Consider the following 19,438-nt stretch of genomic DNA (forward strand, 5'->3'; position numbering starts at 1 on the left):
TCTCCATTGTCGTTGTGGTCGGGGCAAGGGGCGGGGCCGGCGGCCCTACAGTCCGCTGCCCAGGAACTGCCGCAGTTCCGGCGTGGCGGGGGCCGACAGCATGCTGGCCGGCCCCTGCTCCCAGACCTGTCCCTGGTGCATGAAGATGACCTTGTCGGCCACTTCGCGCGCGAATGCCATCTCGTGCGTGACCAGGATCATGGTCATGCCGTCGGCGGCAAGGTTTTCCATCACCTTGAGCACTTCGCCGGTCAGTTCCGGGTCGAGCGCCGAGGTCACTTCGTCGAACAGCATCACCTTGGGCTGCATCGCCAGCGAGCGGGCGATGGCCACGCGCTGCTGCTGGCCGCCCGACAGTTGCTCGGGATAGGCGTCGGCCTTGTCGGCCAGGCCGACGTGCGCCAGCGCCTGCATCGCCTGTTCGCGCGCCTGCGCCGGCTTGACGCCCTTGACCGAGCGCGGCGCCAGCGTGATGTTCTGCAGCGCCGTCATGTGGGGGAACAGGTTGTAGCTCTGGAACACGATGCCGACGTCCTTGCGCAGCGCGCGCAGGTCCAGCCCGTCGCTGTCGTGCAGCGCGTGGCCGCAGACGCGGATGGTGCCGGCGTCGGTGGTTTCGAGCCGGTCCATGCAGCGCAGCGCGGTGCTCTTGCCCGAGCCGCTCTTGCCGATGATGGCCGCGACCTCGCCGCGGTTGACGGAAAACGACACGCCGCGCAGCACGTGGGTGCCGCCGAAGCGCTTGTGGACCTGGTCCAGTTCAACGACGGGATGCATTGAGTCTCCTTTCCAAGGAACGGCTCCAGCGCGACAGCGGATAGCACATGAGGAAGTACAGGACGGCGGCGCAGCCGAAATAGACGAAGGGCTGGAAGGTCGAGTTGTTGAGGATCTTGGCGTTGTAGGCCAGCTCCGGATAGCCGATCACCAGCGAGGCGATCGAGGTGTTCTTGATGATCTGCACCAGAAAGCCGACGGTGGGCGGGGTGGCGATGCGCAGCGCCTGCGGCAGCACCACCTTGGCCATGCGCTGCAGCCGCGACAGGCCCAGGCATTCGGCCGCTTCCCACTGGTTCTTCGGCACCGCCTGGATGCAGCCGCGCCATATCTCGCCCAGGAAGGCGCTCGAATAGATGGTCATGGCCAGGCCGGCCGCGGCCAGCGCCGACAGCTCGCCCAGGCCGAACAGGCTGGGGCCGAAGAAGCACAGGCCCATCAGCACCAGCAGCGGCGTGCCCTGGATCACCTGGATGTAGCCGGCGGCGGCCGCGCGCAGGGCGCGGCGCGGCGAGACGCGGGCCAGCGCCAGCAGCAGGCCGGCCAGGCCGCCGCCGGCGAAGGTCCAGGCCGACAGCTTGACCGTGCCCCAGGCGCCTTCCACCAGATACCAGGCGTGTTGTTCGGGAATGAAGAAAGCCATGGCGCGTCCCCTACAGCGGCGTGCCGAGCTTGCGCCGGCGCGGGAACACGACCTGGGCCAGCAGCCAGAACCCCAGCCGCATCAGCCACGACAGCGCCAGGTACACGCCCCACAGCACGATGAAGACCTCGAAGTTGCGGTAGGTGTCCGACTGGATGCGGTTGGCCACGCCCAGCAGTTCCTCGGCGCCCACCGCCGACATGATGCTGGAGGCCAGCATCAGCAGCACGAACTGGCTGGTCAGCGAAGGATAGACGCGTTCGACCGCCGGACGCAGCACCACGTGCCAGAACACCTGCAGCCGCGACAGCGCCAGGCACTCGCCGGCCTCGAGCTGGTCCTTGGGGATGGATTCGATGCCGGCGCGCACGATCTCGCAGGTGTAGGCGCCAATGTTGATTACCAGCGCCAGCACCGCGCCCGCCATGATCGGCATGGTGAGGCCGGCGCTGGACAGGCCGAAGATGAGGAAATAGGCCTGGATCAGTAGCGGCGTGTTGCGGATCAGTTCCACATAGCCGCCGGCCACGGCGCGCAGCCAGCCCATGCCGCTGTTGCGCGCCAGCGCGCACAGCGTGCCGAGGATGAACCCCAGCACGGTGGCGCAGAACGACAGCTTGACCGTGACCCACGCGCCCTGCGCGAGCAGGGGCCACTGTTCAAGCACCGAGGCGAAATCAAACGTGTAGTTCACCGTGTCGCTCCCTGGGGCCGGTTCAGGCCGCGCGGCTCAAGGGCAGGCAGGACGGGCCGATAGGCTCGAACGCCTTGTAGGTGAGGATGAATTCGCGGTGGCCCAGGTCCTCGGACTTGCTGGGCGCGCCGTTGGCGACCGCGCGGACCTGGGCGTGGATCTCCTCGGCCACTTCCTGCAGCGAGCCGCGGCCCTCCAGGATGCGGCCGGCGTCCACGTCCATGTCCTCGCCCAAAGCGCGGTAGGTGTCGGGGTTGGCGCAGACCTTGATGACCGGAGAGACCGCCGAACCCACCACCGAGCCGCGCCCGGTGGTGAACAGGATCACGTGCGAGCCGCAGGCGATCAGTTCGACGATCTCGGCGTTGTCGCTGATGTTGGGAAAGCCGAAGCGCGGCTCGCCGTCGGGCACCACGTCCAGCAGGTACAGGCCGCCGAAGGGCGGCACGTCGCCCGGCTTGATGATGCCGTCGATGGGCGAGGCGCCGCTCTTGGCGTAGGCGCCGAGCGATTTTTCCTCGATGGTCGAGAGGCCGCCGTCGGCATTGCCGGGGGCGAAACTGCCGTGGCCCATGATGCTGTAGTAGCGCGCCGCCTTGTTGACGCAGGCCACGATCTCCTCGCCCAGCTCGGGCGTGGCGGCGCGGCGCCGCATGTGGAATTCGCAGCCGACCAGCTCGCCCGTCTCCTCGAAGATACAGGTGGCATCCTGTGCGATCAGCATGTCGAAGGCGCGGCCCACCGCCGGGTTGGCGGTGATGCCGCTGGTGCCGTCCGAGCCGCCGCAGATGGTGCCGATCACCAGTTCGTCGATGCCCATGGGCACGCGCGCCTGTTGCGCCAGTTGCGCGACAGCGCCGCGCACCCAGGCGCGGCCTTCCGCCACGGTGCTGCGGGTGCCGCCGCGCTGCTGGATGGTCAGGGTCTGCACCGGACGGCCGGAGTCGGCGATGGCCGCTTCCAGCTTGCGCTTGTTCATGCTTTCACAGCCCAGCGACACCAGCAGCGCGGCGCCGACGTTGGGGTGGGTGGCGATGGCCGTCATCATGCGTTCGGCATAGGCGTTGGGGTAGCAGCCGGGAAAACCCACCAGGTGCACCTGCACGTCGCCGGCCAGGTCGCGGAAATCGAGCGCGATCTCGCGCGCCACGTGATGGGCGCATTCGACCAGGTAGGCGACGACGACCACGTTGCGGATGCCTTTGCGGCCGTCGGCGCGCGGATAGCCCTGCAGGGGCTGGGACAGATCGGTCATGGCGGAAACCTCAGTGCCGGTCGGTGAAGGCGCGGCCTTCTTCCAGCGTGTAGGTGGGGGTGTAGTCGCTGTCGAGGTTGTGGGTGTGGATGTGGTCCCCGGCCGCGACGGCGGTGGTCAGGCTGCCGATGATGGCGCCGTACTTCAGGATCTTTTCGCCGGCCGGCATGGCGTGGCGCGCCAGCTTGTGGCCCAGGCCCAGCGGCGCGGCGATGACGGCGCTGCCGTCTTCGAGCTGCACGCGGGCGCCGGCGGGCAGGGCGTGGCGCACGATCAGGCAGTTGTCTTCAGGGGAGATCAGCAGGAGCTGAGGGTCCAGGGTGGCTTGTCTCGTCATGATTTTTATGTGTTGATGTTTTGCATATAAAAGCAAGTTTCATATTGGTGGTCAACACTCGTTTGCCCTTGTGTGAGGAAAAAGGGTTCAAATTCGGGTAATTACTGAGTTTTTCGGCATGCCTCTGGCTTGCGATGCGCCATAAATCCAGTATATTTGTTTTTATGAATGAAATTTAATTTTCATAAGGCAAATGAAGGCGGCCATCCGGCCGGCACTCCAGGCCTATCCACCCACGGGAAGAGACATGACCCTACGTTTGCAGGACAAGCGCGCATTGGTGACCGCAGCCGGCAACGGCATCGGCCGCGCCAGCGCCCTGGCCATGGCGCGCGAGGGCGCCCAGGTCTGGGCCACCGATATCAACGAGGCGGCGCTGGCCGACCTGGCGAAGGAGGCGCGCGAAGCCGGCCTGGACGGATTGCGCACCCGCGTGCTGAACGTGCGCGACGGCGCCGCCGTGGCCGACTGCGCGCGCGAGACCGGCGCGGTCGACGTGCTGTTCAATTGCGCCGGCTTCGTCCACGCCGGCACCGTGCTGGACTGCGACGAGGCCGACTGGGACTTCAGCATGGACCTGAACGTCAAGGCCATGTACCGCACCATCCGCGCCTACCTGCCGCTGATGCTGGAACGCGGCGGCTCGATCATCAACATGGCCTCGGCCGCCTCCAGCGTGAAGGGCGTGCCCAACCGCTTCGTCTATGGCGCCTCCAAGGCCGCCGTGATCGGGCTGAGCAAGGCGGTGGCGGCGGACTTCGTGGCGCGCGGTATCCGCTGCAACGCGATCTGCCCCGGCACGGTCGAGTCGCCCTCGCTGCGCGAGCGCATCGCCGCGCAGGCGCGCCAGCAGGGCAGCGACGAAGCCGCGGTGCGCGCCGCCTTCGTGGCGCGCCAGCCCATCGGCCGCGTCGGCCGGGTGGAGGAGGTGGCCGCGCTGGCGGTCTACCTGGCCAGCGACGAATCGGCTTTCACTACCGGTACCATCCAGGTTATCGACGGCGGCTGGTCCAACTGAGCCGCCGCTCCGCTTTGTTCCCTTTCAAGGATTCCGCATGAAACTCGTACGCTACGGCCAGCCCGGCCAGGAAAAACCCGGCCTGATCGACGCCCAGGGCGCGCTGCGCGACCTGTCGGGCGTGGTGGCCGACATCGACACCGCCGCCATCGCCCCGGCCGAACTGGCCCGGCTGGCCAAGCTCGACCCCGCCAGCCTGCCGCGCGTGGACGGCGTGGTGCGCTACGGCTGCCCGGTCAACGGCGTTGGCAAGATCGTCTGCGTCGGCCTGAACTACGCCGACCACGCCGCCGAGTCCGGCCTGCCGGTGCCGGCCGAGCCGGTCCTGTTCCTCAAGCCCAGCTCGTCGCTGAGCGGCCCGAACGACCCGGTGATCATCCCGCGCGGCTCGGTCAAGACCGACTGGGAAGTGGAGCTGGGCGTGGTCATCGGCAAGAAGGCCTCGTACGTGGAGGAAAGCGAGGCCATGGACTACGTGGCCGGCTACACCGTGGTCAACGACGTGTCCGAGCGCGAATACCAGATCGAGCGCGGCGGCCAGTGGGACAAGGGCAAGGGCTGCGACACCTTCGCGCCGGTCGGCCCGTGGCTGGTGACGCGCGACGAGGTCGCCGATCCGCAGAACCTGGACATGTGGCTGGAAGTGAACGGCCATCGCTTCCAGAACGGCAGCACCCGCACCATGGTGTTCGGCGTGAAGACGCTGGTCAGTTACATCAGCCGCTTCATGTCGCTGATGCCGGGCGATATCATCAGCACCGGCACGCCGCCGGGCGTGGGCCTGGGCCAGAAGCCGCCGGTGTACCTGAAGGCGGGCGACGAGATGCGCCTGGGCATCGCCGGCCTGGGCGAACAGCGGCAGGCCCTGCGGGCCTGGAGCCGGGCCGAATAAAATCGGGTTTCACTCCAACGCCGACGCCATGACCGCTTCCAAGATTTCCCCCGCCGATTCCACGCCGACCGAGGCCGACGCCGCCGACGCGCCGGGCGCGCAACGCTACGCCGCGCCCGCCCTGGAAAAGGGGCTGGACATCCTGGAGGCGCTGGCCGCCAGCCCGGCCGGCTACACGCTGGCCGAGCTGGCGCAGAAGATCGGCCGCAGCGTCAGCGAGATCTTCCGCATGGCGGTGACGCTGCAGCGGCGCGGCTTCGTGCAGGTCGACGACAACGACCGCTACACGCTGACGCTGAAGATGTTCGAGCTGGCGCACCGCCAGCAGCCGCTGAAATCGCTGGTGAGCGTGGCGCTGCCGCTGCTGCGCGAACTGGCCAACCGCGCGCGCCAGTCGTGCCACCTGGCGGTCTACCAGGCCGGCCGGGTGGTGGTGATCGCGCAGGTCGACAGCCCCGAGCGCTGGTCGTTCGGCCTGAAGGTGGGCGTGATGATGGGCCTGACCGACACGTCCTCGGGCCACGTGTTGCTGGCATTCCGCGACGAGGTCGAGCGCACCCGCATGCTGGCCGCCCACATCAAGGTGGAAGGCGAGCTGGAGTCCGACCCGGGCGAACTGTTCCCGATCCTGGCGGACGTGCGCAAGAACGGCTGCGCCTGCATGGCCAGCCGCCAGATCCGCGGCATCACCAACGTCGCCTATCCGGTGATGGGCGTGGGCAACCAGGTCATCGCCGCCATCAACGTGCCCCACATCGAGCGCATCGACCGCAAGGAATCGCCCAGCATCGCCCAGGTGCAGGAGATCGTCGCCAACGTCGCCCAGCGGTTGTCGACGCTGATGGGGTATAGCGGTTATCTGCCGGAGCAGGCGTAGGGGAGGGCGCGCTCACGCCGCCTGGATCGGGATCACCGCATGCACCGGGCGACCGCGCGCATCAATCGCCACCGTCACCGGCATGTCGCGCACCTCGAATTCATAGATCGCCTCCATGCCCAGGTCGGCGAAGGCCACCACGCGCGCCGCGCGCACGGCCTGCGACACCAGGTAGGCCGCGCCGCCCACCGCGCTGAGGTAGGCGCCGCCGTGGGCCTGGATCGCCTGCACCGCCAGCGGTCCGCGCTCGGCCTTGCCGATGGTCACCAGCAGGCCGCTGTCGGCCAGCAGGCGCGGCATGAACTTGTCCATGCGGGCCGCGGTGGTGGGGCCGGCCGGGCCCACCGCTTCGCCGGCCACCGGATCGACCGGGCCGACGTAGTACAGCGCGCGCCCTTGCAGCGGCACCGGCAGCGGTTCGCCCCGCGCCAGCAATTCATCCATGCGCTTGTGCGCGGCGTCGCGGCCGGTCAGCAACCTGCCGGACAGCAGCAGCGTTTCGCCGGCTTGCCACGAGGCGACCTCGGCGTGCGTCAGTGAGTCCAGGTCGACCCGGCGGCCGGCGCTGTCCGGCAGGGCGTCCGGAATGCCGTCCCAGGCCGCGGGATCGGGCGGCGGCAGTACCGCCGGCCCGCTGTCGGGCATCGTGAACGTCACGAAGCGGGTGGCGGCGCAGTTGGGCAGCAGCGCCACCGGCAGCAGCGCCGCGTGCGAGGCGGCGGTGGCGACCTTGACGTCGAGCACGGTGGTGTCGCCGCCCAGGCCCTGGGCGCCGATGCGCAGCGCGTTGACGCGCTGGTGGACCTCGATCCGCAAGCGCTCGACCGGGTCTTGCGCGCCGCGTGCCAGCAGCTCGGGCATGTCGATCGGCGTGAAGAGGGCGCGCTTGGCCAGGGCCATGGCCTGTTCCGGCGAACCGCCCACGCCCAGCCCCAGCACGCCCGGCGGGCACCAGCCGGCGCCCATGCCGGGAAGTTGCGCCACCACCCAGTCGGCGACCGAGTCGCTGGGATTGAGCATGGCATAGCGCGCCTTGACGTCGCCGCCGCCGCCCTTGGCGACTACGGTCAACTCCAGTCCGTCGCCTTCCACCAGTTCCACGTGCAGCACGGCGGGCGTGTTGTCGCGGGTGTTGCGGCGCAGGCCCAGCGGGTCGCGCACCATCGATGCCCGCAGCGGATTGGCGGCACAGCCATAGGCGCGCGCCACGGCCCGGTCGGCCAGGCTTTGCAGGCTGGGCGTGGGGCCGGAGCCGTCGGCGCGGATGCGCGCGTCCATGCCGAGCCGGGCATAGACGTGCGCCACGCCGGTGTCCTGGCAGACCGGGCGCCGCGCCCGCGCGCTCATCTTGCTGTTGACCAGCAATTGCAGCAGCGCGTGGCGCGCGGCCGGCGCGGTTTCGCGGTCGTGGGCGGCCTTCAGCGCCCGCACGAAATCGGGCGGATGCGTGTGGCTGACCGCCTGCAGGGCCTGGGCGATGCTGGTCTCGATATCGGAAGCGAGCAGGACGCGCATGATGTGGCGGGCCTATTGCAGCGTGATGCCGGCCTGCTTGATGACGCCGGCCCAGCGCTTGCCTTCATCGGCGGTGAATTGCTGGAAGGCGGCGGGCGCGTACTGGCCCTCCGGCAGCAACTGGATGCCCTGTTCCACCATCTTGCCGGTGAAGTCACTGTCGGCCAGCGCCTTCTGCCAGGCGCCGTACATCGTCTGCACCACCGCGTCCGGCGTGCCCTTTGGGGCATATAGGCCGTACCACGTGGACACCTGGAAGCCCGGCAGGGCTTGCGCGCCCATCGGCGCCACGTTGGGGAACTGCGCCATGGCGGTGGCGGAGGTCAGCCCCAGCGCGCGCACCTTGCCGCCGCGGGTCTGAGGCAGGGCGGTGTTGGTCTGGTCGAACATGGCGTCGACCTGGTTGCCCATCAGGTCGTTCAGCGCCGGGCCGGCGCCCTTGTAGGCGATGGGCGTGATGTCCATGCCGGCCTGGCTGGCGAACATGGCGGCCACCAGGTGCGAGGTCGAGCCGACCCCGGCGTTACTGAAGTTGAGCTTGCCCGGATGCTGCTTGCCGAAGGCGATCAGTTCGGACACCGACTTGTAGGGCGAGCTTTCGCCCACCAGCAGCACCAGCGGCGTGTCGGGGAAGCGGAACACCGCCTGGAAGTCCCTGGTCGGGTCGTACGGCAGCCGTTGGTACAGCGACGGCGCGGCCGCCATGTAGCCGATGTGGCCCACCAGGAAGGTGTAGCCGTCGGGCGTCGACTTGGCCGCCTTGGCCGCGCCGATGGTGCCGCCCGCGCCGCCCACGTTCTCGATCAGGATGGTCTGCTTGAGTTCCTGCGCGACGCGGTTGGCGATGTTGCGCGCCATCGCGTCGGTGGGGCCGCCGGCCGCGAACGGCACGATCCAGGTGATGGCGCGGTTGGGGTAGGTGTCCTGCGCGTGCGCGCCCGGGGTCAGGGCGAATGCCGCCGTGGCGGTGATCGCCGCCAGCCAGTTCTTCATGGTTTGTCTCCGTGGGTGTTTTTTATCGGGGGAAAGCCGGCGCCGCGGTTCAGGCGGCGCCGGGGTTGAGATGCGCGCGCATGCGGTCCACCATCCGGGGCGCGGCCCCGAGGTAGTGGGCCGGATCGCACAGCCGTTCGATCTGGTCCGCGCCGAGCCGCTGCGCGACCCGCGCGTCCTCGCGCAGCACGTCAGCCAGCCGGCGGCGGGACGTGGCCGCCTCGCGGCAGGCGTCGTAGACCACGTCATGCGCGGTCTGGCGGCCGATGTGCGGCGCCAGGCCCATCATCACGGCCTCGGCCACGATCAGGCCGCCGGACAGATCCAGGTTGCGCGCCATGCGCGCGGTGTCCACTTCCAGTCCGCCGAGCATGAAGCGGGCCTGGCGCAGCGAGCCGGCCGTCAGCACGAAGGCCTCGGGCACGGCCGACCATTCGATGTGCCAGGGGCCGGTGGCGCGCTCGAAGTCCTGCAGCATGGCGTCCAGCGCCAGCCCGGCGTGCTGGCGCACGGTCTTGGACGCCGCCCACATCAATTCGCACGAGATCGGATTGCGCTTCTGCGGCATGGTGCTGGAGGCGCCGCGGCCCTTCACGAACGGCTCGAACGCCTCGCCCAGCTCGTTGGTCATCATCAGCATGATGTCGACCGCGATCTTGCCCAGCGAGCCGCATACCAGCGCCAGGAACTGCACCGTTTCCGCCAGGCCGTCGCGCGCCACGTGCCAGGTCACCGGCGCGGCGCCCAATCCCAGTTCGTCCATCAGGGCGCCATGCACCGTCAGGCCCTGCTCGCCGAGCGAGGCCAGCGTGCCGGCCGCGCCGCCGAATTGCCCGATCAGCACCCGCGGCCGCAACTGCGCCAGGCGTTCGCGATGGCGCCGCAGCATCAGCAGCCAGATGGCGGCCTTGTAGCCGAACGTGATCGGCAGGGCGTGCTGCAAATGGGTGCGGCCTGCCATGGGGGTGTCGCGGTATTCGCGCGCCAGGTTGTCGAGGATGGCGTCCAGCGCCGCCAGGTCGGCATCCACCAGTTCCAGCGCCTCGCGCACCTGCAGCACGGTGGCGGTGTCCATGATGTCCTGCGTGGTCGCGCCCCAATGCAGGTATTCGCCTTCCGGACCGCATTGGCGCGACAGCTGGTGCACCAGCGGCAGGATCGGATAGCCGACGATCTCGGTTTCCTCGCGCAGCAGCGTCATGTCGAGGGCGGCGGCGTCGGCGCGGGCCTCGATGGCGCGGGCGGCCTCGGCCGGGATCACGCCCAGCCGGCCCTGCACCCGCGCCAGCGCGACTTCGGTTTCCACATAGCGTCGCACGGTGGCGGCATCGTCGAACACGGCCCGCATCGCGGCGGTGCCGAACATATCTTTGAAGAGGGTGGATTCGAGAACCGAGACTGGCATAAATGTACGCTCTTAAAAAGTTGTACGTACATTTAAGCAGGGCCTTCGGCGGGCGTCAATGCCGGGGAATACCCGCGCCCGGGCAGCAGATAGAATGGAGCCTGTCGCAAACACCCCCGGTTCCATGTCCATCTCGCTGTACACCCGCATCTCCGAAGAACTGGCACGACGGATCGCCGGCGGCGTGTATGCCGTGGGGGCCGTGCTGCCGTCCGAGAACGCCCTGGCCGAAGAGTTCGACGCCAGTCGTCACACCCTGCGGGCGGCGTTGCGCCAGTTGCAGGACCTGGGGTTGATCGCGCGTCGGCGCGGCAGCGGCACCGTGGTCACGGCGGCCCGGCCCAAGGCCGGTTTCAGCCAGTCGCTGCGGTCGCTGGAAGACTTGGTGCAATTGGCCGCGCGCACGCCGCGCACCATCCTGCAGGTGCAGGAGATCGTGGCCGACCTGGAACTGGCCGCGCGCCTGGGCGTCGGGCCGGGCACGCGCTGGCTGCGTTTTGTCTCGACCCGAGGCACGCCGGCGCAGCCGCCGGTGGTGTGGACCGAGCTGTATGTGGACGCCCACTACAAGGGCGTGCGCAAGCTGGCGCGCCAGCATCCCGACCGGCTGGTGTCGGAACTGATCGAGGAACACTACGGCCGCCGCATCGCCTCGGTCGAGCAGACCATCTCGGCCTGCGCCATGCCGGCGGCGGTGGCCGGCGAATTGCAGGTGGCGCCGGAGTCGCCCGGCTTGCTGATCCTGCGCCACTACAAGGACCAGGCCGGGCAGATCGTGGAAGCGTCGTGCTCGTACCATCCTGCCGGACGCTACGAGTTTTCGACGACGCTGATCCGCGAGCACTGAGCCGGTTGGTCCCCGCGCCGCCGCGCCTACACCGCGTACACCACCCGGTGCGCTTCCGTCGGCAGCGGCAGGTCCCAGCGGTGCAGCATGCCCAGCAAGGTCTTGTTCGGCAGCGACGTGTCGCGCCGGGCGTTGCGCCGCAGCAGTTCGGCGCGCGGCTGCTCCAGGTACACCAGCTCGACCTCGGCGTGGTAGGCGTACAGCAGGTCCAGCGTTTTCTTGCGCATCAACTGGCTGAGGTTGGTGGCGTTCCAGACGAACGGGCGGCGCGCGCGCAGCAAGGCCTTGGCCCGGTCGATCGCCAGGTGCGCCACCTTGCCTTCGTTCTTGCCGTGCGCCAGGCCGAGCGCCTCGCGCGCGTCGTCGAACGACACGACCGGCAGGTCGGGGTGATGCGCCGCCACCCAACTGTTCTTGCCGCTGGCCGGCAGGCCCGACATGACGATGACGCGCGAGCCGGGCTCCTGGAACAGGGCGTAGTCCGGATGCACGTCGGCGCCGCGAAAGTAGCTGACGGCGGTGTGCGCGTCGGCGAAGCGCCGCGGTTGGCCGTAGCAGTCTTCCTCGCGCGCGGCCTCGCGGAACAGCGCGATGTTGTCCAGCACCTGCTGCTGGTCGCGGCAGACGCGGCCGCGCATGTCGGCCTCGGCCAGCATTGCCAGCAGCGGAATGCTCAGTTGCCACGACAGCTCGCGCACGATGAATTCCACCGATTTGCCGCGGCGCGAACCGGACAGGGCGAAGAACGGCACCTGGTGCACGGCGATCAGGCGGCAGATGGCCTCGCGCACGGCGAAGGGCACGCCGGCGTCCCACAGCGCGATGCGCGCGTCGATCGCGCCCCGGGCGGAATGGCCGGGTTGCGAAATCGCGCCGCTGGCCGGGTCGATCACCGTGGTGGCGTGCTTGGCGATGTCGTGCAGCAGCGCCGCCAGGAACACGATCTCCTGGTCGGCGCGGCTGGCGGCCTGGTAATCGGGCAGCGCCAGCAGGGCCTCGACCACCATGCGGGTGTGGGTCCAGACGTCGCCCTCGCCGTGGTAGCGCGGGTCCTGCGGCGTGGTCTTGGCCAGCTCCAGCGCCGGAAAGGCCGCCAGACAGGCGGCGAAGTCCGGCGCCCGGCCGGCGGCGGGCGCCAGGGCCCGCAATTGTTCGTAGTTCATGATGCCTCCTTGTCGCCGCGCAGCGTGTCCCAATCGACCCGCGGACGCGGGGCGTACAGGTCGACGCCGGGCGCGAGCAGGTTGGGGACGTAGGGCTGCTCGGAATGGTGCTTGTCGGCGGCCAGGATGGCCTGGACGAAGTCGGCGCGCACCCATTTGTATCGGCCCAGCGTCCTGCCGTCGGCCTCCACCTTGATGTACAGGCCTTCCGACAGGTCCGACTTGTCGCATTGCCGCCAGGCCAGCGCCAGGTCCAGGCCCTCGCGCCGCACGGTGGCCTCGAACGCGTCGCGCCACCGCGCCGTCTTGGCCAGCGAGGGCCGCAGCAGGGCCTTCAGGTCGGCCAGGCGCGCGGGCGCCAGGCCGTCGTACAGGACAGGCACCGACAGCACCGGGCCGCCGGCCAGCAGTTCGCGCCGCGCCTCGGTGGACAGGAAGGCGCCGGTGCGGCGGTCGAGCACGTCGAACTCGAAGAAGTGGTGCGGCAGCGCGTCGTAGAACACCGAGTGCTTTTTCGATAGCGTTTCGCCGTACATCACGTAGCGGTCTTCCAGCCGTTGCAGCAGCCAGCCGGCGTGGGCCTGGGCCCAGGCCTTGATGAAGTTGAATTGGCGTTCGCGTCCGCCGCCCACCAGGTAGTGGCCGCGCGATTGCAGCAGCAGGTCGCCCGCGGGGCTGAAACTGATGCCGGTGTTGGCGCCATCGAGTTTCTCTTCCACCACCAGGCGCAGGCCGCGCAGGTCGCGGTAAGGCACGTGGTCGTGGCCGTGGTCGCCCTCCTGCAGCCGCGAGCCTTCCAGGTGCGGGGTGCGGGGATAGCGGAACAGTTCAAGGGATTGCGCGCAGGCGCGGAAATCCGGCGTCATGGGTCTTCTCCAGGAAAAGTGGGGAAGCCGACGACGCGGTCTTGCGGGGAAGGGAAGCGAGGGGGGATGTGTTGCGCGTTCCGGAACCGCGCCTGCCGCGGGTCGCGCTCAAGACCGGGAAGGTCGAGCCGCGTGAATGGACAGGCTGACCGCGATTACCGGAAGGTAGTCGTCGGCGTTTAGGCGAATTGACGAATGGCAGACACGTTGGCACCCGGAAGAGAAGGGGTTGTTGAAAAGCAAGGGCGCATCCTAAGGCAACGATGATGAGGCTGTCAACGCCGCGTCCGCCGGTTGTTGTCCGGCGGACACGCGGCGTTGTGCCCGGCACGGGGACGCGCCGGGCGGTATCGCGGTATCACGGCGCTATTACATTCAAATCACGATAGTGATTTTGAAATTCACAGCCGCGTCACCTGCAGCACCGCGTCGGCGAAGGCCTCGGGCGCTTCCTGCGGCAGGTTGTGGCCGATGCCGCCGGTCACGTCGACGTGACGGTACTTGCCGCTGAACTGGCCGGCATAGGCGGCGGGCGCGGGGTGCGGCGCGCCGTTGGCGTCGCTTTCCAGCGTGATGGTGGGCACCGCGATCTTCGGCGCCACGGCCAGGCGCCGCTCCAGGTCGTCGTAGCGCGCCTCGCCCTGGGCCAGCCCGAGGCGCCAGCGGTAGTTGTGGATGACGATGGCGACGTGGTCGGGGTTGGCGAAGGCGCGGGCGCTGCGCGCGTAGGTGGCGTCGTCGAAGCGCCATTGCGGCGAGGCCAGTTGCCAGATCAGTTTGTTGAAGGCGTCGACGTTGGCGGCGTAGCCGGCCGCGCCGCGTTCGGTGGCGAAGTAGAACTGGTACCACCACTGGAACTCGGCCTGCGGCGGCAGCGGCTTGCGGTTGCCTTCCTGGCTGCCGATCAGGTAGCCGCTGACCGACACCAGCGCCTGGCAGCGTTCGGGCCAGAGCGCGGCCATGATGTTGGCGGTGCGCGCGCCCCAGTCGAAGCCGGCGATGACGGCCTTGCCGATCTTCAGGGCGTCCATCAGGGCGATGATGTCGACCGCCACCACCGCCTGTTCGCCGTTGCGCGCGGTATCGGCCGACAGGAAGCGGGTCGAGCCGTAGCCGCGCAGGTACGGCACGATGACGCGGTAGCCGGCGGCGGTCAGGCGCGGCGCCACGTCGATGAAGCTGTGGATGTCGTAGGGCCAGCCGTGCAGCAGGATGGCGACCGGGCCGTTGGCCGGGCCGGCGTCGACGTAGCCGATGTCCAGGTCGCCGGCGCGGATCTGGCGGATGGCGCTGAAGCTGGCCGTGCCGGTGGCGCGAGGGGCGACTGGCGCGGCGCCCTGGGCGCGCGCGCTGGCGCCCAGGCCCAGGTTCAGGAGGCTGGCGCCGGCCAGGGCCGAGGTGGTGCCGAGCAGGCGGCGGCGTCGGGTGTCGATGGGATCGGGCATGGCGGGTCTCCGGGAAAGGGAAGTGACAGGGTGTGGCGCCGTTGTAGCCAGCCCGGCGGGGTGGGGGGTGTCGCAATGTACGGCGCGGGCGGGCGGATACATTGCGACTTGAATCTCCTTGTCCGCGCCGCCGCCGTCGCGCGCGGATGACGAGCGCGCGATGCCTGTTGTGCATTCGGCGCGGACTTGGCATGATCCGCGCCATGGCAACGGACCCGACCTCCCGCATCACGCGCCCGCGCGCCCGCCGCGCGGGCCGCGCCGCCGTGCGGCTGGCCCTGGGGTTGGCCGCGCTGACGGCCGCCGCCTATGCGGCCACGGCCGTGATGGAGATCCCGCCGCCGCACACGCTGTGGCGGCTGGAGGCGTCGGCGCCGTCGCGCCGCGGCGACCTGTTGCCGGCGCGGGTCGTGCCGGCCTCGGCCACGCCGTCCGTGCTGGCGGCCAGCGCCTGGCCGCCGCCCGCCACGGTGCCGTGGAAAGGCGCCGAAATTCCGTTCGAGCGGTTCCTGCAAAGCACCGCCACGAATGCGCTGGTGGTGCTGCGCGACGGCCAATTGGAGTACGAGTGGTACCGGCCAGGCGTGCGCGCCAGCGACCCGCAGTCGTCGTGGTCGATGGCCAAGTCGGTGGTGTCGCTGCTGGTGGGCCAGGCGATCGCGCGCGGCGAGCTGCGCGAGGACGATCGCCTGACCGCGCTGCTGCCCGAGCTGGCGGGCGCCGGCGATTACGACCGCGTCACGCTCGGGCATCTGCTGGACATGGCCTCGGGCATCGACGTGTCGGAGAACTACCGGGCCTACTGGCCTTTCACCGGCACCGCGCGCATGTATCTGACGCGCGATCTGGCCGGGTTTGTGCACGACCACCGGCGCATGCATTTCACGCCGGGCAGCGCGGGCGACTACCGCAGCGTCGACACCCAGCTACTGGGCATGGCGCTGACGCGGGTGACCGGCAAGCCGCTGGCCGACCTGCTCGCCGAGCGGCTGTGGGGGCCGATGGGCGCGGAGTCCGCCGCCACCTGGAACCTGGACCGGCCCGGCGGCATCGAGAAGGCGTTCTGCTGCCTGAATGCCACGGCGCGCGACTTCGCGCGGGTCGGGCAGCGCGTGCTTGAGTCCGGGCAGGGCGCAGGCCTGGTCCCGGCCGCCTGGGTGGCGCGCATCGCGCGTCCCGCCCCGCATCCGGTCGACGGCTGGGGCTACGCCGCGCAATGGTGGCAACTGGAGCCCACGGGCGGGCCGGACTTCGCGGCCGTCGGCATCCATGGCCAGTACCTGTACGTGCATCCCGGCCGACGCGTGGTGATCGTCAAGCTCAGCGACTATGGCGAGAACCAGGACGAGCGCGAGACCTATCGGGCGCTGCGGGCGATCGCCGATCGTTGAGGCGGCGCGCGGCCCTGGCTACAGCAGGCCCGAGGTCAGCGCCTTGAGCGTGGCGGCCGCGCGGGTCGAGCATTCCAGCTTGCGGAACACGCTTTCGACGTGGGTGCGCACCGTGCTGGGGCTGATGTTCAGCGCGCGCGCCGCTTCCTTGTTGCTGGCCCCAAGGCTGATCTGCCGCAGCACTTCCAGTTCGCGCTGCGACAGCGGCGAGACGGCGCGGCGCGGGGCGGCGGTTTCGCCACCCGCCGCGGCGATGGCGGCCTCGGCCACGTCAGCATCGTAGCGGCCGGTGGCGGCTTCCTGGCGCAGTTGCCGCGCCGCGTCCGCCAGCGCAAGCGCGGGACGCCAGGGGCGGTCCTCGAGCAGCGCCTGCAAGGCCACGCAGGCGGCCAGCACGCGTTGCGGCAGGCCCAATGCCGCGCCCGCCGCGCCGCGGAAATAGCCGCTGCCATCCAGCCGTTCGTAGGCATACGAGGCCAGTTCGGCGGCCTCGCTCAGGCCCTTGATCTGGCGCGCCGCGCGCGCGGTCCAGTAGGGCATCAGGCGCACCTGCTCCCACTGGTCCGGCGACAGCTTGCCGGCGGTGTTCCACAGGCGGTTCGGCAGCGCGGCGCGGCCGATGCCGTGGACCAGCGCGGCGGCCTGCAATTGCGCCTGCGTCGCCGCGTCCAGGTCGAGCCGCGCGGCGGTGGCCACCGCCAGCGCCGCCACCCGGCGCGAATAGCCGGCCAGCCAGGGCAGCTTGAGTTCGGCCACGTCGGCCAGCAGCGTCAGCGCGGCGGGCGCGCCGGGGCGGCCGCCGGCCAGGTTCCAGTCGGCGCCGTCGGGCGGATCGGCGTCGATCCGGTCGAGCCAGGCCGGGCCGTGGCGCGCGGCCAGCGCGGCGACGTCGGCGGGATACTTGGCGCCGGCCTGCTGGCGCAGGAAGTCCAGCGCGCTGTCGCGGCCATGGGCGCGGCTGAGGATCTCCAGGTCGCTGGCGGCGTTGACGATGAACGCCAGCGGCGAGACGGCGCCGCCGTCCAGCGCCTGCGGCATGCCCTTGCCATCGTGGCGCTCGAAGGCGTGGCGCAGACCGGTCACGACCGCGTCGGGCATGCCCAGGCTGACGGCGACGTCGCCGGAGATCTCGCAATGGATCAGCGCCAGCGGCACGATCAGCGACTGCGTGCGCGCATCCAGCGGCGGCAGGGTCTGCGCCATCATGGCCTCGCGCGAGGCGATGTCGTCGCCCAGCAGTTCGGCGAAGCCGCCGGCGTTGGCGGTGCAGCCTGACCAGCGCAGCAGCGCCACCGCGCGGGCGTGGTCCTGGCCGGCCGCATCCAGGCCGTGCGCGGCGGCCAGCAGGCCCGCCAGGCAGGCGGTGCGGCGCGAATGGTCGGTGGCGCGGCCCATGCTGAGGTCGCCGATGAAGGCCATGGCCAGCACGGCGTCGGTCAGTTCTATGGCGCTATCGGCGATCATGGGGGCAGGCGGGGCGATGAATGGGGGCGGCAGGAGAGGGCGGGAAAGCGAGAACCGGCGCATCGGTCAATCATCCGATACCGCGCGACGGGCGGGAAAACGACACTGGCGTCAAGCAAGCGCCATGTCGGCGTTTGATCCCGAAAAAAAGGAACCGTCATGAAGCGCCATATTATCGCAGCCTCCCTCCTGGTAGCCGGCCTGTTCGCCGCGCCCGTCTCGCAATCGTTCGCCGCCGAGCCGGCCGCCGCGCGGCCGTCCGTCGTCATTGTGCACGGCGCCTTCGCCGATGGCTCGGACTGGGCCAAGGTGGTCGCCCTGCTGCAGGCCAAGGGCGTGCAGGTGCAGGCGGTGCAGAACCCGCTGGAATCGCTGGCCGGCGACGTGGCCGCGGCCAACCGCGCCATCGACAACCAGCCCGGCAAGGTGGTGCTGGTCGGCCATTCGTGGGGCGGCACGGTGATCACCGAGGCCGGCAACCATCCCAAGGTCGCCAGCCTGGTCTACGTGGCCGCGTTCGCGCCCGACGCCGGCCAGTCGGTGGCGACGCTGACCGAGGGCACGCCCAAGGCGCCGGGTTCGGACAGCATCGGCGCCGACAGCCACGGCTGGCTGAGCCTGTCGCCCGCCGGCCTGGCGCGCGATTTCGCGCAGGATGTGCCGGCCGCGCAGGCCCGGGTGATGGCGGCCACGCAGGGCCCGATCAAGGCCAGCGCCTTTGGCGAAGCGGTGTCGACCGCCGCGTGGAAGACCAAGCCGTCGTGGTTCGTCGTCAGCAACCACGACCGCATGATCCTGCCGGCGCTGCAACACCAGATGGCCAAGCGCATCGGCGCCAAGGTCACCGACCTGCAGACCAGCCACGTGCCGCAGCAATCGCAGCCGGACGCCGTGGCGCGGGTGATCCTGGACGCGGTGGCGAGCGTGAAGTGAGGGCTGTGACCGCCCGGCGACATGACGCCGGGCGGTCACGCATGAACGCCGCGCGTCCGTCGGGACACGCGGCGTTTCAGCATCCGGACGCCAGTTGTTCGAGCGCCGCGAGCCGCAGCACGTAGAGCGTGCCGGAGCGGCTGGCGATGATGCCTTCGCGGCGCCACTTGGAGAAGATGCGGCTGAGGGTCTCTGCCCGCATGCCGAGCTTGACGGCGATCTGCGAGTGGCTGAGCGGCAGGGTCAACGGCTGGCCGGCCTGAGGCTTGCCAGCGCGTAGCACGTATTCGGCCAGGCGTTCCTGCGCCGAACTGGAAGTGAGCCAGTCGATCCGGTCGGTGTGATGCCGCACCAGCGCGGCGCCGTGGGCGGCGACGCGGCAGGCGAAGCGGCCGTCGTCGCGACATAGCTGCAGGAAGGCGCCTTGATGCAGCAGGCAACCATTGCCGTCGCGGCGGGCGCGGACATGATGCAGGTGGCGCGGCGTCGGCTCGAACATGGCCAGCACCGACAGCCAGCCGCCCGGGCCGACTTCGCCAAATATCTTGTCATCGCCATCAGCGGTGTAGCGCAGGCCCTGGACCAGCCCCTCGCACACCAGCAGGCACGCGGTTGCCGGCTGGCCTTCGGAAAACAGCGTGTCACCCGCCTCGAAGCGCAGCCAATGGGCGCGCGCCGCCAGCGCGCCGAGCGCGGCGTCGGCGATGCCCTCGAACCAGGGATGGCGCCGCAACGCGGCGAGCAGAAGCGACTGAGACGAATTGACAATAGTCATTTGATCGGCGGAGGTGGCTACCTAGAATTCGAATCGAAAATGATTCCTGTTCAAGATGCCCTCCCCGTGAAAAAATACAAGGCCAGGACCGCGCCGCAACCGCGCCGTCTTATAAGTTCTCCCATTGCCTTGAGCGCCTTGTCGGCGG

19 protein-coding genes are annotated in these 19,438 nt (G+C 69.8%); 6 read left to right on the top strand and 13 right to left on the bottom strand.

The window, feature by feature from the left end; genetic code table 11:
* Positions 1–45: 45 nt before the first annotated feature.
* Genes HV783_RS14965 through HV783_RS14985 form a run of 5 tightly spaced genes read right to left on the bottom strand, consistent with a single transcriptional unit; the run spans position 46 to position 3,706 of the window.
* Entirely contained in the window at positions 46–777 is a 732-nt protein-coding gene (locus HV783_RS14965; protein WP_020928765.1) for an amino acid ABC transporter ATP-binding protein, read from the bottom strand.
* Positions 761–1,420 (bottom strand): amino acid ABC transporter permease, encoded by a 660-nt coding sequence (locus tag HV783_RS14970; RefSeq protein ID WP_020928764.1) that lies wholly within the window; start codon positions 1,418–1,420, stop codon positions 761–763. The genes HV783_RS14965 and HV783_RS14970 overlap by 17 nt, the downstream gene beginning before the upstream one ends.
* 10 nt (positions 1,421–1,430) lie before the next feature.
* Positions 1,431–2,114, bottom strand: coding sequence for an amino acid ABC transporter permease (locus HV783_RS14975; RefSeq protein ID WP_020928763.1), 684 nt, complete (start codon positions 2,112–2,114; stop codon positions 1,431–1,433).
* 22 nt (positions 2,115–2,136) lie between these two features.
* Positions 2,137–3,369 carry a UxaA family hydrolase gene (locus HV783_RS14980; protein ID WP_020928762.1) on the bottom strand — a complete coding sequence of 411 codons (1,233 nt, stop codon included), beginning with the start codon at positions 3,367–3,369 and terminating at the stop codon, positions 2,137–2,139.
* A gap of 10 nt (positions 3,370–3,379) precedes the next feature.
* Positions 3,380–3,706, bottom strand: a complete 327-nt coding sequence (locus tag HV783_RS14985) for a UxaA family hydrolase (RefSeq protein ID WP_024069774.1) — start codon at positions 3,704–3,706, stop codon at positions 3,380–3,382.
* Between the two features lie 247 nt (positions 3,707–3,953).
* On the opposite strand from HV783_RS14985, the gene HV783_RS14990 reads away from it, so the two are divergent.
* The 3 genes from HV783_RS14990 to HV783_RS15000 are packed head-to-tail and all read left to right on the top strand — an operon-like array spanning position 3,954 to position 6,493.
* Positions 3,954–4,724, top strand: coding sequence for an SDR family oxidoreductase (locus tag HV783_RS14990; RefSeq protein ID WP_020928760.1), 771 nt, complete (start codon positions 3,954–3,956; stop codon positions 4,722–4,724).
* 37 nt (positions 4,725–4,761) lie between these two features.
* Positions 4,762–5,616 (top strand): fumarylacetoacetate hydrolase family protein, encoded by an 855-nt coding sequence (locus HV783_RS14995; RefSeq protein ID WP_175189399.1) that lies wholly within the window; start codon positions 4,762–4,764, stop codon positions 5,614–5,616.
* 28 nt (positions 5,617–5,644) lie between these two features.
* Positions 5,645–6,493: an IclR family transcriptional regulator gene (locus HV783_RS15000; protein ID WP_064524323.1), complete on the top strand. Its 849-nt coding sequence runs from the start codon at positions 5,645–5,647 to the stop codon at positions 6,491–6,493.
* A gap of 12 nt (positions 6,494–6,505) precedes the next feature.
* On the opposite strand, the gene HV783_RS15005 is transcribed toward HV783_RS15000, so the two are convergent.
* From HV783_RS15005 to HV783_RS15015, 3 genes are read right to left on the bottom strand one after another with little or no spacing between them, the layout of a single operon-like run.
* On the bottom strand, positions 6,506–8,008 hold the full coding sequence (locus HV783_RS15005; RefSeq protein WP_175189400.1) for a fumarate hydratase: 1,503 nt from the start codon (positions 8,006–8,008) through the stop codon (positions 6,506–6,508).
* 12 nt (positions 8,009–8,020) lie between these two features.
* Positions 8,021–9,001 carry a Bug family tripartite tricarboxylate transporter substrate binding protein gene (locus HV783_RS15010; RefSeq protein ID WP_116791859.1) on the bottom strand — a complete coding sequence of 327 codons (981 nt, stop codon included), beginning with the start codon at positions 8,999–9,001 and terminating at the stop codon, positions 8,021–8,023.
* A 49-nt stretch (positions 9,002–9,050) separates the two neighbouring features.
* The gene (locus HV783_RS15015; protein WP_054502997.1) at positions 9,051–10,406 is read right to left on the bottom strand and encodes a class-II fumarase/aspartase family protein; all 1,356 of its coding nucleotides are present in this window, start codon (positions 10,404–10,406) and stop codon (positions 9,051–9,053) included.
* Positions 10,407–10,500: 94 nt separating this feature from the next.
* Here HV783_RS15015 and HV783_RS15020 point away from each other — a divergent pair, with 94 nt between their 5' ends.
* Complete coding sequence (locus tag HV783_RS15020; RefSeq protein ID WP_240317294.1) at positions 10,501–11,253, top strand: GntR family transcriptional regulator; 753 nt, start codon at positions 10,501–10,503, stop codon at positions 11,251–11,253.
* A gap of 26 nt (positions 11,254–11,279) precedes the next feature.
* Here the strand turns inward: HV783_RS15020 and HV783_RS15025 are convergent, their stop codons facing one another.
* From HV783_RS15025 to HV783_RS15035, 3 genes are all read right to left on the bottom strand, one after another.
* Positions 11,280–12,416: an AAA family ATPase gene (locus tag HV783_RS15025; protein WP_175189401.1), complete on the bottom strand. Its 1,137-nt coding sequence runs from the start codon at positions 12,414–12,416 to the stop codon at positions 11,280–11,282.
* Positions 12,413–13,282, bottom strand: coding sequence for an RNA ligase family protein (locus tag HV783_RS15030; protein WP_144654745.1), 870 nt, complete (start codon positions 13,280–13,282; stop codon positions 12,413–12,415). The genes HV783_RS15025 and HV783_RS15030 overlap by 4 nt, the downstream gene beginning before the upstream one ends.
* Before the next feature lie 401 nt (positions 13,283–13,683).
* Positions 13,684–14,727 (bottom strand): alpha/beta hydrolase, encoded by a 1,044-nt coding sequence (locus HV783_RS15035; RefSeq protein WP_054417330.1) that lies wholly within the window; start codon positions 14,725–14,727, stop codon positions 13,684–13,686.
* Positions 14,728–14,930: 203 nt separating this feature from the next.
* Between HV783_RS15035 and HV783_RS15040 the strand changes: the two genes are divergently transcribed.
* Positions 14,931–16,118 (top strand): serine hydrolase domain-containing protein, encoded by a 1,188-nt coding sequence (locus HV783_RS15040; RefSeq protein WP_253825988.1) that lies wholly within the window; start codon positions 14,931–14,933, stop codon positions 16,116–16,118.
* Positions 16,119–16,136: 18 nt separating this feature from the next.
* Here the strand turns inward: HV783_RS15040 and HV783_RS15045 are convergent, their stop codons facing one another.
* Positions 16,137–17,582: an HD domain-containing phosphohydrolase gene (locus HV783_RS15045; RefSeq protein ID WP_175189402.1), complete on the bottom strand. Its 1,446-nt coding sequence runs from the start codon at positions 17,580–17,582 to the stop codon at positions 16,137–16,139.
* Between the two features lie 159 nt (positions 17,583–17,741).
* Here HV783_RS15045 and HV783_RS15050 point away from each other — a divergent pair, with 159 nt between their 5' ends.
* The gene (locus HV783_RS15050) at positions 17,742–18,515 is read left to right on the top strand and encodes an alpha/beta fold hydrolase (RefSeq protein ID WP_054417340.1); all 774 of its coding nucleotides are present in this window, start codon (positions 17,742–17,744) and stop codon (positions 18,513–18,515) included.
* 76 nt (positions 18,516–18,591) lie between these two features.
* On the opposite strand, the gene HV783_RS15055 is transcribed toward HV783_RS15050, so the two are convergent.
* Complete coding sequence (locus HV783_RS15055; RefSeq protein ID WP_064524330.1) at positions 18,592–19,290, bottom strand: Crp/Fnr family transcriptional regulator; 699 nt, start codon at positions 19,288–19,290, stop codon at positions 18,592–18,594.
* Between the last annotated feature and the right edge of the window lie 148 nt (positions 19,291–19,438).

It is taken from the genome of Achromobacter dolens, from assembly GCF_902859745.1.
Classification (GTDB): Bacteria; Pseudomonadota; Gammaproteobacteria; order Burkholderiales; family Burkholderiaceae_B; genus Achromobacter; species Achromobacter dolens.

Coding starts and splice junctions, on each gene's coding strand:
- HV783_RS15045 (WP_175189402.1), bottom strand. CDS start 17,582: ATGATCGCCGATAGCGCCATAGAACTGACCGACGCCGTGCTGGCCATG.
- HV783_RS14980 (WP_020928762.1), bottom strand. CDS start 3,369: ATGACCGATCTGTCCCAGCCCCTGCAGGGCTATCCGCGCGCCGACGGC.
- HV783_RS15055 (WP_064524330.1), bottom strand. CDS start 19,290: ATGACTATTGTCAATTCGTCTCAGTCGCTTCTGCTCGCCGCGTTGCGG.
- HV783_RS14965 (WP_020928765.1), bottom strand. CDS start 777: ATGCATCCCGTCGTTGAACTGGACCAGGTCCACAAGCGCTTCGGCGGC.
- HV783_RS15050 (WP_054417340.1), top strand. CDS start 17,742: ATGAAGCGCCATATTATCGCAGCCTCCCTCCTGGTAGCCGGCCTGTTC.
- HV783_RS14995 (WP_175189399.1), top strand. CDS start 4,762: ATGAAACTCGTACGCTACGGCCAGCCCGGCCAGGAAAAACCCGGCCTG.
- HV783_RS14985 (WP_024069774.1), bottom strand. CDS start 3,706: ATGACGAGACAAGCCACCCTGGACCCTCAGCTCCTGCTGATCTCCCCT.
- HV783_RS15015 (WP_054502997.1), bottom strand. CDS start 10,406: ATGCCAGTCTCGGTTCTCGAATCCACCCTCTTCAAAGATATGTTCGGC.
- HV783_RS15030 (WP_144654745.1), bottom strand. CDS start 13,282: ATGACGCCGGATTTCCGCGCCTGCGCGCAATCCCTTGAACTGTTCCGC.
- HV783_RS14990 (WP_020928760.1), top strand. CDS start 3,954: ATGACCCTACGTTTGCAGGACAAGCGCGCATTGGTGACCGCAGCCGGC.
- HV783_RS15000 (WP_064524323.1), top strand. CDS start 5,645: ATGACCGCTTCCAAGATTTCCCCCGCCGATTCCACGCCGACCGAGGCC.
- HV783_RS15035 (WP_054417330.1), bottom strand. CDS start 14,727: ATGCCCGATCCCATCGACACCCGACGCCGCCGCCTGCTCGGCACCACC.
- HV783_RS15020 (WP_240317294.1), top strand. CDS start 10,501: ATGGAGCCTGTCGCAAACACCCCCGGTTCCATGTCCATCTCGCTGTAC.
- HV783_RS15010 (WP_116791859.1), bottom strand. CDS start 9,001: ATGAAGAACTGGCTGGCGGCGATCACCGCCACGGCGGCATTCGCCCTG.
- HV783_RS15040 (WP_253825988.1), top strand. CDS start 14,931: ATGGCAACGGACCCGACCTCCCGCATCACGCGCCCGCGCGCCCGCCGC.
- HV783_RS15025 (WP_175189401.1), bottom strand. CDS start 12,416: ATGAACTACGAACAATTGCGGGCCCTGGCGCCCGCCGCCGGCCGGGCG.
- HV783_RS14970 (WP_020928764.1), bottom strand. CDS start 1,420: ATGGCTTTCTTCATTCCCGAACAACACGCCTGGTATCTGGTGGAAGGC.
- HV783_RS15005 (WP_175189400.1), bottom strand. CDS start 8,008: ATGCGCGTCCTGCTCGCTTCCGATATCGAGACCAGCATCGCCCAGGCC.